The organism is Pseudoduganella aquatica (genome assembly GCF_009857595.1).
In the GTDB taxonomy this organism is placed as follows: Bacteria; Pseudomonadota; Gammaproteobacteria; order Burkholderiales; family Burkholderiaceae_D; genus Rugamonas; species Rugamonas aquatica_A.
This window is the reverse complement of record NZ_WWCU01000011.1, coordinates 30,415-47,076: the sequence shown is the minus strand read 5'-3', so window position 1 is coordinate 47,076 and position 16,662 is coordinate 30,415. Positions and strand designations below refer to the sequence as shown.

General features: G+C 64.0%; 15 protein-coding genes. All 15 read left to right on the top strand.

The window, feature by feature from the left end:
- Positions 1-405 precede the first annotated feature (405 nt).
- The 15 genes from gyrA to GTP77_RS11850 all read left to right on the top strand — a co-directional run bounded on the left by gyrA (position 406) and on the right by GTP77_RS11850 (position 16,653).
- Positions 406-3,066 carry a DNA gyrase subunit A gene (gyrA, locus tag GTP77_RS11920; RefSeq protein WP_161072382.1) on the top strand — a complete coding sequence of 887 codons (2,661 nt, stop codon included), beginning with the start codon at positions 406-408 and terminating at the stop codon, positions 3,064-3,066.
- Positions 3,067-3,256: 190 nt separating this feature from the next.
- The gene (locus GTP77_RS11915) at positions 3,257-3,802 is read left to right on the top strand and encodes a DUF2059 domain-containing protein (protein WP_161072381.1); all 546 of its coding nucleotides are present in this window, start codon (positions 3,257-3,259) and stop codon (positions 3,800-3,802) included.
- Between the two features lie 9 nt (positions 3,803-3,811).
- On the top strand, positions 3,812-4,894 hold the full coding sequence (serC, locus tag GTP77_RS11910; protein WP_161072380.1) for a 3-phosphoserine/phosphohydroxythreonine transaminase: 1,083 nt from the start codon (positions 3,812-3,814) through the stop codon (positions 4,892-4,894).
- Between the two features lie 28 nt (positions 4,895-4,922).
- A complete protein-coding gene (gene pheA / locus GTP77_RS11905) occupies positions 4,923-5,996 on the top strand; it encodes a prephenate dehydratase (protein ID WP_161072379.1) in 1,074 nt (357 codons plus the stop codon).
- Between the two features lie 19 nt (positions 5,997-6,015).
- Positions 6,016-7,134, top strand: a complete 1,119-nt coding sequence (gene hisC, locus GTP77_RS11900) for a histidinol-phosphate transaminase (RefSeq protein ID WP_161072378.1) — start codon at positions 6,016-6,018, stop codon at positions 7,132-7,134.
- Positions 7,127-8,026 carry a prephenate dehydrogenase gene (locus GTP77_RS11895; protein ID WP_161072377.1) on the top strand — a complete coding sequence of 300 codons (900 nt, stop codon included), beginning with the start codon at positions 7,127-7,129 and terminating at the stop codon, positions 8,024-8,026. Before hisC ends, GTP77_RS11895 begins: the two co-directional genes overlap by 8 nt.
- A 14-nt stretch (positions 8,027-8,040) precedes the next feature.
- Entirely contained in the window at positions 8,041-9,378 is a 1,338-nt protein-coding gene (gene aroA / locus GTP77_RS11890) for a 3-phosphoshikimate 1-carboxyvinyltransferase (protein WP_161072376.1), read from the top strand.
- Between the two features lie 3 nt (positions 9,379-9,381).
- Positions 9,382-10,050 (top strand): (d)CMP kinase, encoded by a 669-nt coding sequence (gene cmk, locus GTP77_RS11885; protein ID WP_161072375.1) that lies wholly within the window; start codon positions 9,382-9,384, stop codon positions 10,048-10,050.
- An 82-nt stretch (positions 10,051-10,132) separates the two neighbouring features.
- Positions 10,133-11,812 carry a 30S ribosomal protein S1 gene (gene rpsA / locus GTP77_RS11880; RefSeq protein WP_161072484.1) on the top strand — a complete coding sequence of 560 codons (1,680 nt, stop codon included), beginning with the start codon at positions 10,133-10,135 and terminating at the stop codon, positions 11,810-11,812.
- Positions 11,813-11,829: 17 nt separating this feature from the next.
- The gene (locus GTP77_RS11875; protein ID WP_050408958.1) at positions 11,830-12,135 is read left to right on the top strand and encodes an integration host factor subunit beta; all 306 of its coding nucleotides are present in this window, start codon (positions 11,830-11,832) and stop codon (positions 12,133-12,135) included.
- A gap of 104 nt (positions 12,136-12,239) precedes the next feature.
- A complete protein-coding gene (locus GTP77_RS11870; protein ID WP_107877036.1) occupies positions 12,240-12,545 on the top strand; it encodes a LapA family protein in 306 nt (101 codons plus the stop codon).
- Between the two features lie 13 nt (positions 12,546-12,558).
- Positions 12,559-13,734, top strand: a complete 1,176-nt coding sequence (gene lapB / locus GTP77_RS11865; protein WP_161072374.1) for a lipopolysaccharide assembly protein LapB — start codon at positions 12,559-12,561, stop codon at positions 13,732-13,734.
- 124 nt (positions 13,735-13,858) lie between these two features.
- Positions 13,859-14,803 carry a D-glycero-beta-D-manno-heptose-7-phosphate kinase gene (gene rfaE1 / locus GTP77_RS11860; RefSeq protein WP_161072373.1) on the top strand — a complete coding sequence of 315 codons (945 nt, stop codon included), beginning with the start codon at positions 13,859-13,861 and terminating at the stop codon, positions 14,801-14,803.
- 81 nt (positions 14,804-14,884) lie between these two features.
- The gene (locus GTP77_RS11855; RefSeq protein WP_161072372.1) at positions 14,885-16,162 is read left to right on the top strand and encodes a DUF4214 domain-containing protein; all 1,278 of its coding nucleotides are present in this window, start codon (positions 14,885-14,887) and stop codon (positions 16,160-16,162) included.
- Complete coding sequence (locus tag GTP77_RS11850) at positions 16,159-16,653, top strand: TlpA family protein disulfide reductase (RefSeq protein WP_161072371.1); 495 nt, start codon at positions 16,159-16,161, stop codon at positions 16,651-16,653. The genes GTP77_RS11855 and GTP77_RS11850 overlap by 4 nt, the downstream gene beginning before the upstream one ends.
- Positions 16,654-16,662 lie beyond the last annotated feature (9 nt).

Sequence of the window (16,662 nt, the reverse complement as noted above, 5' to 3'; positions counted from 1 at the left end):
CGGGGTGATATCCGCAGAAAAACTGCGCGACGTTGGTGCATGGGGCGCATCCTACCATATGCCCCTCTGTCGCGCGGGTTCCCGATTGCGAAACAGGCAATTAACTTCTAGTCCATTTTGCCATAGGGATGGAAATGGAATACTAATGGCGCAAATTGAATCCGGGCCGCAATTGACCAAAATGTTGTTTTTGCGCAACGCTGGGCGAAATAATAACGTTTCATTGTTTCAGCTCCGTGACATCGCCGGTCCCGGTCTCGCGGCGGTCGCGGCAGGCCCCGGCGCCGGAATTGCGCAGTAGCCATGACGCGCATGCTAAAATCGTGCGCTTGTCTGCGGACAACGGGTGTACGGCAGCGTGCGTAACAGATAAGTCAACCTCAGTTAAGAACAGACGACCCACACATGGATCAATTCGCAAAAGAAACAATCCCTATTTCCCTCGAAGAAGAGATGCGCAAGAGCTACCTCGACTACGCCATGAGCGTGATCGTGGGCCGAGCCTTGCCGGATGCGCGCGACGGCCTGAAGCCGGTACACCGCCGGGTCCTGTTCGGGATGCACGAACTGAACAATGTCTGGAACCGCCCTTACGTCAAGTGCGCGCGCGTGGTCGGTGAAGTCATGGGTAAATACCACCCGCACGGCGACGCCTCGATTTACGACACGCTGGTGCGCATGGCGCAGGACTTCTCGCTGCGCTACATGCTGGTGGACGGCCAGGGCAACTTCGGCTCGGTCGACGGCGACAACGCCGCGGCAATGCGTTACACCGAGTGCCGCCTGGACAAGATCGCCGGCGAAATGCTGGCCGACATCGACAAGGACACGGTCGATTTCGCGCCCAACTACGACGGCAAGGAAAAAGAGCCGACCGTCCTGCCGACCCGCATTCCCAACCTGCTGATCAACGGTTCGTCCGGTATCGCGGTGGGTATGGCGACCAACATCCCGCCGCACAACCTGACCGAGGTGATCAACGGCGCGCTGCACGTGCTGCGCAACCCGGACTGCACCATCGACGAGCTGATCGAGCTGATTCCTGCGCCGGACTTCCCGACCGCCGGCATCATCTACGGCGTGTCCGGCGTGCGCGACGGCTACCGCACCGGCCGTGGCCGCGTGGTGATGCGCGCCAAGACCCACTACGAGGAATACGGCAAGGACGGCGGCCGCACCGCCATCATCGTTGACGAGCTGCCTTACCAGGTCAACAAGAAGTCCCTGCTGGAACGCATCGCCGAAAACGTGCGCGACAAGAAGCTGGAAGGCATTTCCGACATCCGCGACGAGTCCGACAAGTCGGGCATGCGCGTGGTCATCGAGCTGAAGCGCGGCGAAGTGCCGGAAGTGGTGCTGAACAATCTGTACAAGCAGACCCAGCTGCAAGACACCTTCGGCATGAATATGGTGGCCCTGGTCGACGGCCAGCCCAAGCTGCTGAACCTGAAAGAAATGCTGGCGTGCTTCCTGTCGCACCGCCGCGAAGTGGTCACGCGCCGCACCGTGTTCGAACTGCGCAAGGCGCGCGAACGCGGCCACGTGCTGGAAGGCCTGGCCGTTGCGCTGGCCAATATCGACGACTTCATCGCCATCATCAAGGCCGCGCCGACGCCGCCGGTCGCGAAGACCGCGCTGATGGAGCGCGGCTGGGATTCGTCCATCGTGCGCGAAATGCTGGCCCGCACCGGCGACGAAGGCCAGGCGGGCATGGAAGCCTTCCGTCCCGAGCACCTGCCCAAGCACTACGGCCTGCAGCCGGACGGCCTGTACAAGCTGTCCGACGACCAGGCGCAGGAAATCTTGCAGATGCGCCTGCAGCGCCTGACCGGCCTGGAACAGGACAAGATCGTCAACGAATACAAGGACGTGATGGCGCTGATCGCCGACCTGCTGGACATCCTGTCCAAGCCGGCCCGCGTGACCACCATCATCACCGACGAAATGACCGCCGCCCAGCTGGAATACGGCAGCAATGACGCGCGCCGCTCCACCATCGAGCACAACGCCACCGACCTGGGCACGGAAGACCTGATCACGCCGCAGGACATGGTCGTGACCTTGTCGCACCTGGGCTATATGAAGTCGCAGCCGATTTCCGAGTACCGCGCGCAGAAGCGCGGCGGACGCGGCAAGCAGGCCATGGCGACCAAGGACGAGGACTGGATCGACCAGCTGTTCATCGCCAACACGCACGACTACATCCTGTGCTTCTCCAACCGTGGCCGCATGTACTGGCTCAAGGTATGGGAAGTGCCGCAGGGCTCGCGCGCCTCGCGCGGCAAGCCGATTGTGAACATGTTCCCGCTGCAGGACGACGAGAAGATCACCGTGGTGCTGCCGCTGTCGGGCGAAAACCGCACCTTCCCGGAGGACCATTACGTCTTCATGTCCACCAGCCTGGGCACCGTGAAGAAAACCCCGCTGAAGGACTTCAGCAACCCGCGCAAGGCCGGCATTATCGCCGTGGACCTGGACGAGGGCGACTTCCTGATCGGCGCCGCGCTGACCGACGGCCAGCACGACGTGATGCTGTTCTCCGACGCCGGCAAGGCGGTGCGCTTCGACGAGAACGACGTGCGTCCCATGGGCCGCACGGCGCGCGGCGTGCGCGGCATGAACCTGGAAGAAGGCCAGAACGTGATCGCCCTGCTGGTGGCCGAGAACGAGCAGCAGTCCGTGCTGACGGCCACCGAGAACGGCTACGGCAAGCGTACTCCGATCACCGAGTACACCCGCCACGGCCGCGGCACCAAGGGCATGATCGCCATCCAGACCTCGGAGCGCAACGGCAAGGTGGTCGCCGCGACGCTGGTTGAGCCGACCGACGAGATCATGCTGATCACCACCGGCGGTGTGCTGATCCGCACCCGCGTGGCGGAGATCCGCGAAATGGGCCGCGCCACGCAAGGCGTGACCCTGATCGCGGTGGAAGACGGCACCAAGCTGTCCGGCCTGCAGCGCATCGTGGAAACGGACATCGACGAGGTGGAGCTGGAACCATCCGGCGGCAATGTGGCGGAAGCGCCGGCCGCGCCGGACGAACCGGAGGCGGCGCCCGAGTAAGCTTTGCGGCGCGCACAGGCGGGTTACGCTACGCTAACCCGCCCTACGCCTGCATCGCGCGACTTGGTTCGTGATGGTGCGTAGGGCGGGTTAGGCCGGAGGCCGTAACCCGCCACGGCGGGGCCAGGGTCGTTTGCGCAATTAATGCGACAATGACACTGGCCCCGTTTTTACATTCGAGAGAGACAAATTGAAAAAAATCGTTGCCCTGCTAGCCGCCGCTCTGGCGCTTTCCTGCGCGCCTGCCATGGCGCAGAACGCCGTCCCCAGTGCGGAATCCACCGCCGCCGCCAAGCAGCTGATGGAGGCGATCAACGCGCGCGGCCTGATGCAGGCGTCGATGCAGCAGATGACGGCGCAGATGCCGCAAATGCTGCGCGCCATGAGCGGCGGCATGATTGAAACCCGTGCCAGGGGCATGACCCCGGCCAAGAAGGCCGCAGCCCAGGCCGAGCTGGAAAAAATGATCCCGGCCATGACGGCCTCCCTGCAGAAGTTTTTTGCCGACCCGGCGCTGTTCGATGAACTGGAACGCGAAACCACCGCCATCTACGCCCGCAACTACACGGTCGATGAGATGCGCGAACTGCTGGCCTTCTACCGCAGCCCGATCGGCGCCAAGATGCTGGCCACGATGCCGAAGGTGATGCAGGAATCCATGCAGACCAGCCAGAAAATCATCTTGCCGCGCATGGGGAAAATCGTTGAGGAAATGACCGCCAACCTGGTCAACTAAGGAAAGAACGTGACGAATATCTACAATTTCTCCGCCGGCCCAGCCGTTTTGCCGAAAGAAGTGCTGGCCCAGGCCGCTGCTGAAATGCTGGACTGGAACGGCAGTGGAATGTCCGTCATGGAAATGAGCCATCGCGGCCCGGAGTTCATTTCGATCTACCGCGCCGCCGAGCGCGACCTGCGCGAACTGCTGGCGGTGCCGGACAACTACAAGATCCTGTTCATGCAGGGCGGCGGGCTGTCGCAGAACGCCGTGGTCCCGATGAACCTCGTCGCCGGCGCCGATAGCACCATCGACTTCGTGCAGACCGGCTCCTGGTCCAGCAAATCCATCAAGGAAGCGGCGCGCTACGCCAAGGTGAACGTTGCCGCCAGCGCCAAGGACAACGGCTACACCTTCGTGCCGCCGCAGTCCGAGTGGAAGCTCACGCCCGGCGCGGCCTATCTGCACCTGTGCACCAACGAGACCATCGACGGCGTGGAGATCGACTTCGTGCCCACCGCGCAGGGCGACACCACCCTGGTGGCCGACATGTCCTCGCACATCCTGTCCCGTCCCGTGGACGTGGCCAAGTACGGCCTGATCTTCGGCGGCGCGCAGAAGAACATCGGCCCGGCCGGCGTGACCGTGGTCATCGTGCGCGAGGACCTGCTGGGCAAGGCGCTGCCTTTCTGCCCGTCCGCCTTCGACTTCAAGAACGTGGCCGACAACGAATCGATGTACAACACGCCGCCCACCTATGGCATCTACATTGCCGGCCTGGTGTTCCAGTGGCTGAAAAAACAAGGCGGCGTGGCCGAGATGGAACGCCGCAACAAAGAAAAAGCAGCGCTGCTGTACGCCGCGCTGGATGCGGACGACTTCTACCAGAATCGCGTCCTGCCCCAATACCGCTCGCGCATGAACGTACCGTTCTACCTGCGCGACGAAAGCAAGAATGAAGCATTCCTGGCCGGCGCCAAAGCGCGCGGCCTGCTGCAACTGAAGGGCCACAAGTCCGTCGGCGGTATGCGTGCATCGATCTACAACGCGATGCCTATCGAGGGCGTACAAGCCCTGGTCGATTACCTGAACGAATTTGCGGGCCGCTAAGGCCAAACCCACCCTCTGGCTGCAGAACATGACAGATAAACTGAAACCCCTGCGCGAGCAGATCGACGCGATCGACGCGCAGATCCTCGCCTTACTGAACCAGCGCGCCAAAGTGGCGCAGGAAGTCGGCCACGTGAAGGCCGAAACCAACGCGCCGGTGTTCCGTCCTGAACGCGAAGCCCAGGTGCTGCGCGGCGTGGCCGACCGCAACCCCGGCCCCATGGTCGCCACCGACGTGCAGACCATCTTCCGCGAAATCATGTCCGCTTGCCGCGCGCTGGAAAAGCGCGTCACCGTGGCCTATCTCGGCCCGGTCGGCACCTTCAGCGAACAGGCTGTGTACCAGCAGTTCGGCAGCGCCGTCGAAGGCCTGCCTTGCGCATCCATCGACGAAGTGTTCCGCGCCACCGAGGCCGGCACCGCCGATTTCGGCGTGGTGCCGGTGGAGAACTCGTCCGAAGGCGCCATCAACCGCACGCTGGACCTCATGCTGGGCACGACCACGCTGATCAGCGGCGAAGTGGCCATCGCGGTGCACCACAGCCTGATGACCAAGACCGGCAATATGGACGGCGTGCAGGTGATCTGCGCGCATTCGCAGGCGCTGGCGCAGTGCCAGGTGTGGCTGAACCAGAACTATCCCAACATCGAACGCCGCGCCGTGGCCTCCAACGCGGAAGCGGCGCGCATGGCCGGCGACGACGCCAGCGTGGCGGCCATCGCCAGCGAAATGGCGGGCACGCAGTACAAGCTGGGCGTGGTCAAAGGCCATATCCAGGACGACCCGCACAACCGCACGCGCTTCGCCGTCATCGGCCATCTGCAAACGCTGCCGTCCGGGAAAGACCACACCTCGCTGGTGCTGGCCGTGCCGAACAAGGCCGGCGCCGTGTACCAGCTGCTCGCGCCGCTGGCCAAGCATGGCGTGTCCATGACCCGTTTCGAATCGCGCCCGGCGCGCATCGGCACCTGGGAGTACTACTTCTACGTTGACGTGGACGGCCATGTGAACGACGCCGCCGTCGGCAAAGCCCTGGCCGAACTGAAAGACCAGGCTGCATTCTTCAAGGTGCTGGGCTCTTACCCGGTCAGCCTTACTTAATTCAATTATTGAGAATCCTATGTCCAAGAATTTCGGTCCTGAATACGTCCGCGCCATCGCCCCATACCAGGCTGGCAAACCCATTTCCGAAGTGGCGCGCGAGTTTGGCCTGGACGAAGCGTCCATCGTCAAACTGGCCTCCAACGAAAACCCGTACGGCGTGCCGGAATCGGCCAAGACCGCGATGGCTGCCGCCGCCGCGGACCTGGGCCGCTACCCGGACGCCAACGGCTTCGAGCTGAAGGCCGCGCTGTCCGAGCGCTACGACGTGCCGGCCGACTGGATCACCCTGGGCAACGGCAGCAACGACATCCTGGAAATCGCCGCCCACGCCTTCGTGGAAAAGGGCCAGGCCATCGTTTATTCGCAGTACTCCTTCGCGGTGTACGCGCTGGCCACGCAAGGCCTGGGCGCGCGCGCCATCGTGGTGCCGGCCAAGGACTACGGCCATGACCTGGACGCCATGGCTGCCGCCATCGACGCGGACACCCGCCTGGTCTTCATCGCCAACCCGAACAACCCCACCGGCACCTTCATCGGCGCCGCCGAAATCGAAGCCTTCCTGAAGAAGGTTCCGGCCAACGTGGTGGTGGTGCTGGACGAGGCCTACAACGAATACCTGTCGCCGGAAAACCAGTACGAGTCCGCAGCGTGGGTCAAGCAGTATCCCAACCTGCTGGTGTCGCGCACCTTCTCCAAGGCTTACGGCCTGGCCGGCCTGCGCGTGGGCTTCGCCATCGCCCAGCCTGCGCTGACGGACCTGATGAACCGCATTCGCCAGCCGTTCAACGTGAACTCGCTGGCGCAAGCGGCCGCCATCGCCGCGCTGAACGACAAGGACTTCCTGGAGCAGGGCGCGCGCAACAACGCCGCCGGCTACCAGCAGTTCGTGGAAGCGTTCCAGCAGATGGGCCTGGAGTACGTGCCGTCCTTTGGCAACTTCGTGCTGGTCAAAGTGGGCAAGGACCTGGCCGCCGGCGCGCGCGTCAACCTGGCGCTGCTCAAGCAGGGCGTGATCGTGCGCCCGGTGGGCAACTACGGCCTGCCCGAGTGGCTGCGCATTTCCATCGGCCTGCCGCAGGAAAACGCCATCCTGATCTCGGCTTTGCAGAAAGCGCTGGCGTCGGACCGTGAATAAGATCGTTATCTTCGGCGTCGGCTTGATAGGCGGTTCGTTTGCGCGGGCGCTGAAACAGGCCGGCGCCGTGCGCAGCATTGTCGGCATGGACCGTTCGCCGGCATCGCTGCAACGTGCGCTGGAGCTGGGCATCATCGACGAAATCGGCGGCGACCTGGCCGTGGCGCTCCAGGACGCGGACCTGGTGCTGCTGGCCGCGCCGGTGGCGCAGACCGCCAACATCCTGGCCGCGCTGCTGCCGCACCTGGGGCCGCGCACCGTGGTCACCGACGCGGGCAGCACCAAGGGCGACGTGGCCGCCGCCGCGCGCGCCGTGCTGGGCGACAAGCTGGGACGCTTCGTGCCCGGCCACCCCATCGCGGGGCGCGAAACGAATGGCCCGGAAGCGGCCATTCCGCATCTGTATCAAGGCAAGAAAGTAGTGCTCACGCCGCTGGCCGAAAACGCCGAAGCGGACGTGGAGCTGGTGGCCGCCGCCTGGCGTGCCTGCGGCGCTGTGATCCATCGCCTCTCGCCGGAAGAACACGACAAGGTGTTCGCCGCCGTCAGCCATTTGCCCCATTTGCTGGCTTACGCACTGGTGGACGACATCGCCCACAAGCCGCACGCCGATCTGCTGTTCCAGTACGCCGCCAGCGGCTTCCGCGACTTCACCCGCATCGCGGGCTCGTCGCCGGAAATGTGGCGCGACATCAGCCTGGCCAACCAGGCCGCGCTGCTGACGGAGCTGGACGCCTATCTGGCACAATTGACCACGCTGCGCGCGCAGCTTGCCGCCGGCAACGGCGCCGCCCTCGAGGCGGTGTACGGCAATGCCCAGCAAGCCCGCCAGCGCTGGATTGCGACGATCGAGGCGGCCGAGGCGCCGCCCGCACAAGACAAAGCTGAGTAAGCAAAAGGACTGGTATGACGCAGCAAAACTATCCCGAACACATCGATCTGGCGACGGTCGCCCACGTTGAAGGCGTGGTGCGCCTGCCGGGTTCGAAATCCATCTCCAACCGCATCCTGCTGCTCGCTGCGCTGGCGGAAGGCGAAACCCGCATCGGCGGCCTGCTCGCGTCGGACGACACGCACGTCATGCTGAACGCCTTACGCGAGCTGGGCGTGCGCTGGGAAGCGCAGCCCACCATGGACGGCTACCCCATGCACACCGTGGCCGGCGGAGGCGGCGTGGGCGGCGTGCACTTTGCGCCCTCGGCCGATCTGTTCATGGGCAACGCCGGCACCGCCATCCGTCCGCTGACGGCCGCGCTGGCCGTGATCGGCGGCGACTACAAGCTGCACGGCGTGCCGCGCATGCACGAGCGCCCGATCGGCGACCTGGTGGACGCGCTGAACGCCATCGGCGCGCAGATTGAATACACGGGCAATCCCGGCTATCCGCCGCTGCACATCCGCAAGGGCAATCTGACGGCGCAGCGCCTGTCGGTGCGCGGCGACGTGTCCAGCCAGTTCCTCACCGCGCTGCTGATGGTGGCGCCGCTGATGGCGCAAGGCCACGCCGTCACCATCGATGTCGTTGGCGAACTGATTTCCAAGCCTTACATCCAGATCACGCTGAACCTGATGCGCCGCTTCGGCGTGACGGTGGAGCAGGACGGCTGGGCGTCCTTCACCGTGCAGGCCGGCCAGCGCTACAAGAGCCCGGGCCTGATCCACGTGGAGGGCGACGCCTCGTCCGCTTCCTACTTCCTGGCGGCGGGCGCCATTGCCGGCGGCCCGGTGCGCGTGGAAGGCGTGGGACGCGATTCCATCCAGGGCGACGTGCGCTTTGCCGAGGCGCTGGAGCAGATGGGCGTGCAGATCACCATGGGCGACAACTGGATCGAAGCCAAGTCCAATGGCCCGCTGAAGGCCGTGGACATGGACTTCAACCATATTCCGGACGCCGCCATGACCATCGCCGTGGCCGCGCTGTATGCGGACGGCACCACCACGCTGCGCAATATCGCCAGCTGGCGCGTGAAGGAAACCGACCGCATCGCCGCCATGGCCACCGAGCTGCGCAAGCTGGGCGCCGTGGTGGAGGAGGGCGCGGATTACCTGAAGGTGACGCCGCCCGCCGCCATCGGTTCCGCCGCCATCGACACCTACGACGACCACCGCATGGCCATGTGCTTCTCGCTGGTCGCGCTGGACGGCGCATTGCGTCGAGGCAATAATGTACGGATTAACGACCCTAAATGCGTGGCCAAGACTTTCCCCGACTATTTCGACGCCTTCGCCGCCATTGCCAAATAAAACATGTCCACCTCCCATATTCCAGTCATCACCATTGACGGCCCCACCGCATCCGGCAAGGGCACCGTCGCACACAAGGTTGCCGACCACCTCGGCTTCCACCTGCTGGACTCGGGCGCGCTCTACCGTTTGACCGCGCTGCAGGCTATCCGCCGCGACACCAGCCTGACGGATGAACACGCGCTGGCCAAGCTGGCCGAGCACCTGAACATCAGTTTTACCGGGGAGGCGGTGTTTTTGTCGCATGAAAACGTCACCGACGCGATCCGGCAGGAAGAGGTGGGCAACACGGCCTCGAAAATCGCCGCTTTCCCCTCGGTGCGCCAGGCGCTGTACGGCCTGCAGCTGGGTTTCCGCAAGACGCCGGGCCTGGTGGCCGACGGGCGCGATATGGGCACGGTGATCTTCCCCGGCGCCCAGTTGAAGGTGTTTTTGACCGCCAGCGTGGAAGCGCGCGCCGAACGCCGATATAAGCAATTGATAGCTAAGGGATTTTCTGCTAATATGGAAGACCTCCTGATGGATTTGAAGGCAAGGGATGACCGGGATACGAACCGGGCCATCGCGCCGCTGGTCCCCGCGGAGGGAGCGCATGTGCTCGATACCTCGCGTATGGCCGTCGATGAGGCGGTGGCGCAGGTGTTGCAGTGGTATGCCGCCGCAGCAAAGTAATTGTTGTGTTTTATTAACCCTAACCCAGTTGAAGCCGCATATCGCGGGCCTTACTGGCTGACCTGGAAGTACTATGTCTAATATGGAAAGTTTCGCAGCCCTCTTTGAGGAATCCCTGTCCCGTCAGGACATGCGTTCCGGCGAAGTGATCTCCGCTGAAGTCGTTCGTCTGGATCACAACTTTGTGATCGTAAACGCCGGCCTGAAATCGGAAGCTTTCATCCCTGTTGAAGAATTCAAGAATGACCAAGGCGAACTGGAAGTCAAAGTAGGCGACTTCGTTTCCGTGGCCATCGAATCGCTGGAAAACGGTTTCGGCGATACCATCCTGTCGCGCGACAAAGCCAAGCGTCTGGCTTCGTGGCTGGCACTGGAAAAAGCAATGGAATCCGGCGAAATCGTCGTCGGTACCGTCAATGGCAAAGTCAAGGGCGGCCTGACCGTTCTGACCAACGGCATCCGCGCGTTCCTGCCAGGTTCGCTGGTGGACACCCGTCCTGTCAAAGACACCACCCCATTCGAAGGCAAGACCCTCGAATTCAAAGTGATCAAACTGGACCGCAAGCGTAACAACGTCGTTCTGTCCCGCCGCGCCGTCATCGAAGCTTCGATGGGCGAAGAGCGTCAGAAACTGATGGAAACGCTGAAAGAAGGCACCGTGGTGACCGGCGTTGTGAAAAACATCACCGACTACGGCGCGTTCGTGGACCTGGGCGGCATCGACGGCCTGCTGCACATCACCGACCTGGCATGGCGTCGTGTGCGTCACCCATCGGAAGTGCTGACCGTTGGCCAAGAGATCACCGCGAAAGTCCTGAAGTACGATCAGGAAAAGAACCGCGTGTCCCTGGGCGTGAAACAGCTGGGCGACGATCCTTGGACCGGTCTGTCCCGTCGTTACCCACAAGGCACCCGCCTGTTCGGTAAAGTAACGAACCTGACCGACTACGGCGCGTTCGTTGAAGTTGAACAAGGCATCGAAGGCCTGGTTCACGTTTCCGAAATGGACTGGACCAACAAGAACGTTGCTCCTAACAAAGTTGTCCAGCTGGGCGACGAAGTAGAAGTGATGGTTCTGGAGATCGACGAAGAGCGTCGCCGTATTTCGCTGGGCATGAAACAGTGCAAAGCAAATCCATGGGATGACTTCGGCGTAACCCACAAGAAGGGCGATAAAGTCCGTGGCGCCATCAAGTCGATCACCGACTTCGGCGTGTTCATCGGTCTGGCTGGCAACATCGACGGCCTGGTGCACCTGTCCGACCTGTCGTGGACCGAGTCCGGCGAAGAAGCCGTGCGCAAGTTCAAGAAAGGCGACGAACTGGAAGCCGTGGTTCTGGCTATCGACGTTGAGCGCGAGCGCGTTTCCCTGGGCGTGAAGCAACTGGAAGGCGACCCATTCAACAACTTCGCAGCCATGAACGACAAAGGTTCGATGGTTAACGGTACCGTTAAATCGGTTGAGCCTAAAGGCGCCGTGATCCAGCTGTCCGAAGAAGTTGAAGGCTACCTGCGTGCATCCGAAATCTCCCGCGACCGCGTGGAAGATGCCGGTACCCACCTGAAGGTTGGCGACGCTGTTGAAGCGCTGGTCATCAACATCGACCGTAAAGCACGTTCGATCCAGCTGTCGATCAAAGCTAAAGACAATGCTGAAACTGCAGAAGCCATGCAGAAGATGGCATCGGTTGACAGCAGCGCCGCTTCGGGCACCACCAGCCTGGGCGCACTGCTGAAAGCTAAGTTCGACAACAAGAACTAAGAACGTCAGTAACGTAGATGACCAAGTCCGAGTTGATCAACCGCCTGGCTGAGCGCTATTCTCAGCTGGTGGCCAAGGATGCGGAGTACGCCGTCAAGACGATACTCGATGCAATGACCGGCGCGCTTGCGAGCGGCCAGCGCATCGAGATCCGCGGCTTCGGCAGCTTTGCTTTGAATAGCAGGCCGCCCCGCATCGGCCGCAATCCGAAGTCCGGCGACAAGGTGATGGTGCCCGAAAAACGGGTGCCGCACTTCAAGCCGGGCAAGCAGTTGCGCGAGCGTGTCGACGCGATGGTGGGCCAGCCCATCATCGAGGACTGAAGCGTCTACATGACGGTAGCCGGGGCGGGTGCAAGCCTGTTCCGGCTGATGTAAAAGAGCGGCGTCCCTGGATGCCGTTTTTTTTTGAAACGGGAAGCTGACGAATGAAAATTGTTTCCACTGTTTTTGGTTTTATCCTGTTTGTGCTGTTTTTCGGCTTCGCGCTGAAGAACACCCAGGAAGTGAATCTGGTCCTGTTCCTGAACTACGAATTACGCGGCCCCCTGGTGCTGATGCTGCTCGGCTTCTTTGCCGCCGGCGCCTTCCTCGGCGTGCTCGCGCTCACCCCTACCGTTTTCCGCCACCGGCGCGAAGCGACCAAACAAAAATCCACCATCCAAACGCTGCAAACCTCGGCGCTGCAGGTCAACGCCCAGCCGCAGCCGGACAGTATCAACACGCAGCAATAAGCCTAAGAAAAGTATGGAATTCGAACTCTGGTGGTTATTGGGCATGCCCATTTTCTTCGGCCTGGGCTGGGTCGCCGCGCGGGTGGACATCCGCCAGCTGGTGTCCGAGTCGCGCACGCTGCCGCGCGGCTATTTCAAGGGCCTGAACTTCCTGCTCAACGACCAGCCCGACAAGGCCATCGACGCCTTTATCGAGATCGTGCGCCTGGACCCGGAAACGGCCGATATGCACTTCGCGCTGGGCAATCTGTTCCGCCGCCGCGGCGAGACCGAGCGCGCCATCCGCGTGCACCAGAACCTGCTGTCGCGCCCGGACCTGCCGGCCGAGCAGAAGGCGCACGCCGAATACGAGCTGGGCATGGACTACCTGAAGGCCGGCCTGCTGGACCGCGCCGAGGAAACCTTCAAGCGCCTGGTGGACAGCTCCTACGGCGTGCAGGCGCGCCGCTCGCTGCTGGAGATTTTCCAGCGCGAGAAGGAGTGGCCGCGCGCGATTGAAGTGGCGACCGGCCTGCAGGACGCGGGCGCCGGCGTGCGCCAGAAGGAAATCGCGCAGTTCTACTGCGAAATGGCGCAGGACGCGCTGGTCCACATCCATCCGGACGAGGCGATGCAGCTGCTGGAGCAGGCGCTGCAGGCCGACCGCACCAGCGTGCGCGCCACCATCCTGGTGGGCGACGCGCAGCTGATGCAGGGCGACGTGGAAGCGGCGCTCAACACCTGGCGCCGCGTGGAGCAGCAAAGCGTGCCGCACGTGGCCCTGGTGGCGCAGCGCCTGATGGACGGCTACAAGAAAGTGGGCCGGGCGCAGGAAGGCGTGTCGCTGCTCAAGTCCTACCTGGAGCAGGCTTCGTCCATCGATTTGCTGGAAGTGGTGTTCAAGGCCGTGATCGAACTGGACGGCGTGAGCGCGGCCAAGCAGCTGGTGAGCGACGAGCTGCGCCGCACGCCGACCCTGCTGGGCCTGGACAAGCTGCTGGAAGCGCGCATGATGGACGCGCCGCCCGAGCTGCTGTCCGAGCTGTCCATGGTCAAGGGCCTGGTGCATGGCTACACCCAGAAGCTGGCCCGCTACCAGTGCGGCCATTGCGGCTTCAAGGCGCGCCAGTATTATTGGCACTGCCCGGGCTGCAGCAAGTGGGAATCCTACCCGCCGCGCCGCACGGAAGAACTGAACGTAATGAATTGATGCGCCGGCGGCTTACGCTGCGCTAACCCGCCCTACGATGCCGCCCATGTGCGTGGCCGTAGGGCGGGTTAGGCGCAGCCGTAACCCGCCGATCCGAGCGCACCGCCGACCCTGAGAGACCGCCATGAGTACTTCCGTTACCACCTTCCAAGCCCCCGCGCTCGACAAAGTGCGCATCCTCGTGGTCGGCGACGTGATGCTGGACCGCTACTGGTTCGGCGACGTGAGCCGCATTTCGCCGGAAGCGCCGGTGCCCATCGTGCGCGTGGACAAGCGCGAAGCGCGCCTGGGCGGCGCGGCCAACGTGGCGCGCAACGCGGCCGCGCTGGGCGCGCATGCCGGCCTGCTGGGCGTGGTCGGCGCCGACGAGGCGGGCGACCAGGTGGAGCAGCTGCTGCACAGCGGCGGCATCCACAGCTACCTCAAGCGCGACGAAGCCATCTCCACCATCATCAAGCTGCGCGTGATCGGCCGCCAGCAGCAGATGCTGCGCATCGACTTCGAGGAGCCGCCCAGCGACACCGTGCTGCGCAACAAGCTGATGCAATACAAGGCCCTGCTGGCCGACTACGACGTCATCATCCTGTCCGACTACGCCAAGGGCAGCCTGGTCAACGTGGCCGACATGGTGGCGGCGGGCCGCGCGGCCGGCAAGGTGGTGATGGTCGACCCGAAAGGCGACGACTTCGCGCGCTACGCCGGCGCCACCGTGCTGACCCCGAACAAGTCCGAGTTCCGCCACATAGCCGGCGGCTGGAGCAGCGAGGAGCAGCTCACGGAGAAGGCGCAGAAGCTGCGCAGCGAACTGAAGCTGGACGCGCTGCTGCTGACCCGCTCGGAAGAGGGCATGACGCTGTACACGGCACAGGAGCGCTTCCACATGCCGGCCGACGCGCGCGAAGTGTTCGACGTGTCCGGCGCGGGCGACACGGTGATCGCCACCATGGCCGCCATGCTGGGCGCGGGCGCGGGCTGGAACGAGGCGGTGCAGACCGCCAACCGCGCCGGCGGCATCGTGGTCGGCAAGCTGGGCACGGCCACCGTCACGCGCGAGGAGCTGTTCCTCTAACGTTGTTTGCCCGGCCCGGGCTGGTTGCCAAATAATACAGGGATGGCTAAGATGTAAACCTTCCCTTTTTGGTACACCGCTATGGACGCTCGCCGCCTCTGCTGTCTGGCCCTGCCGCTGTTGCTGGTTGCCTGCGGCGCGGGCGAGCAATCCCAGCCGGGCAATCCGAGCGCCGGCGCGCGCCTGTCCGCTTCGGGCGCTCCTGCGCCGCAGCACGCGGCGGCCCCCGGCCCGGCCATCAGCTTCAGCGGCTATCTCAGCCAATACACCGTCGCCCCCGCCACGGGCGGCTTCCTCGTCACCGACATCCTCAGCGGCGCCACCCAACTGGTGCCGGCGGACAGCCGCTTGCGTTTTGCCGATACCGCGCTGGCCCTGGACTTGTCCGGCAACGCCGGCCAGGCCTACCGCCTGTATCAGGCCGCCTTCAAGCGCAAGCCGGACCTGGCCGGCCTGGGCTACCACATCGGCACGATGGACAACGGCGCGCCGCTGAACACGGTTGCCGCCAGCTTCGTCACCAGCCAGGAATTCATGAGTTTGTACGGCGCGCCGAACAGCGCCGCTTTCGTCACGCTGCTGTATGCGAACGTGCTGGGCCGCGCACCGGACGCGGCAGGCCTGGCCTACCATGTCGGCAATCTGGACGGCACCGGCCCGCTGGGCGTCCGGCTGAGCCAGGCCGAGGTGCTGGCCCAGTTCTCCGACTCGCCGGAAAACATCGCGCTGCTGGCCAACGCGGTGCGCAACGGCATCGAGTATCTGCCCTTTGGCAGCAGCCTGCCGGCCAATGCCATGGCCGAGTATGCGGGCCAGTATGACGTGACGGTGCGCGGCGCCGACCAGGGCGCCATCGGCATCACCATACAGCCCGACGGCACGATGGCGCTGTTCGGCCACCTGGTGAACCAGGACGCCGGCGGCAGCGGCACTTTGCAGCCGGGCGGCCGCTTCAGCGTGGCGCTGCCCACCACCGCAGGCCAGAGCGTCACGCTGACTGGCAGCCTGAACCTGGCGGCCGGGGTGCTGGCGGGCAGCTGGGTCAACACCAGCACCGGGCAGGCAGGCGTCTTCAGCTGGACCAAGCCGGTGCAGCCGGCGCTGAAATTCCCGCAGGTGCAGGCCATCATCATCCAGCGCTGCGTGCCGTGCCATTCCGCGCGTCCCACCGTGCCCGGATTCAACCCGGCACCGCTGGGCATCCGCTTCGACACCGAAGCCGAGATCCGCGCGCGCTCGACGCAAATCTTTACCTCCACCGTGCAATCGCAATTCATGCCCTGGGCGAATATGACCGGCATGACGCAGGCCGAACGCGACCTGCTCGCCGCCTGGTTCGCCGCGGGCATGCCGCCATGACGGCCGCTGTCGCCGGCAGCGCTGTCCTGGCCCTGGCCATCACGTGCGCAAGCGCGGGCGCCAAGGCGGGCGAGGCCTTGGCGCCGGGTTTCGACTTGCCGGGAGCACAGGGCAGGGTGCAGCTGAGCGCCTATCGCGGCAAGCTGGTCTACCTGGATTTCTGGGCTTCCTGGTGCGGCCCCTGCAAGCGCTCCTTCCCCTGGATGAACGGCCTGCAGCAGCGCCATGGCGGCGCCGGCCTGCAAGTACTGGCCATCAACCTGGACGCCAAGGGCGAAGACGCCGCCGCCTTCCTGTCCCGCGTGCCGGCCGCGTTCACCATCGCCTACGACCCGGCCGGCGCCACCGCGCGCGCCTACGGCATCAAGGGCATGCCCAGCAGCGCGCTGATCGGCCGCGACGGCAAGCTGCTGTGGCTGCACAGCGGCTTCAACGACAACGACACCGCCGCGCTGGAAGCACGCATCCAGTCCGCGCTGCAACAACCATAAGGAGGCAGG

Bases quoted from the DNA above. Each gene is read 5' to 3' on its own strand.
- aroA (WP_161072376.1), top strand. From the start codon at position 8,041: ATGACGCAGCAAAACTATCCCGAACACATCGATCTGGCGACGGTCGCC.
- GTP77_RS11855 (WP_161072372.1), top strand. From the start codon at position 14,885: ATGGACGCTCGCCGCCTCTGCTGTCTGGCCCTGCCGCTGTTGCTGGTT.
- GTP77_RS11870 (WP_107877036.1), top strand. From the start codon at position 12,240: ATGAAAATTGTTTCCACTGTTTTTGGTTTTATCCTGTTTGTGCTGTTT.
- GTP77_RS11850 (WP_161072371.1), top strand. From the start codon at position 16,159: ATGACGGCCGCTGTCGCCGGCAGCGCTGTCCTGGCCCTGGCCATCACG.
- pheA (WP_161072379.1), top strand. From the start codon at position 4,923: ATGACAGATAAACTGAAACCCCTGCGCGAGCAGATCGACGCGATCGAC.
- lapB (WP_161072374.1), top strand. From the start codon at position 12,559: ATGGAATTCGAACTCTGGTGGTTATTGGGCATGCCCATTTTCTTCGGC.
- gyrA (WP_161072382.1), top strand. From the start codon at position 406: ATGGATCAATTCGCAAAAGAAACAATCCCTATTTCCCTCGAAGAAGAG.
- hisC (WP_161072378.1), top strand. From the start codon at position 6,016: ATGTCCAAGAATTTCGGTCCTGAATACGTCCGCGCCATCGCCCCATAC.
- cmk (WP_161072375.1), top strand. From the start codon at position 9,382: ATGTCCACCTCCCATATTCCAGTCATCACCATTGACGGCCCCACCGCA.
- GTP77_RS11875 (WP_050408958.1), top strand. From the start codon at position 11,830: ATGACCAAGTCCGAGTTGATCAACCGCCTGGCTGAGCGCTATTCTCAG.
- rpsA (WP_161072484.1), top strand. From the start codon at position 10,133: ATGGAAAGTTTCGCAGCCCTCTTTGAGGAATCCCTGTCCCGTCAGGAC.
- rfaE1 (WP_161072373.1), top strand. From the start codon at position 13,859: ATGAGTACTTCCGTTACCACCTTCCAAGCCCCCGCGCTCGACAAAGTG.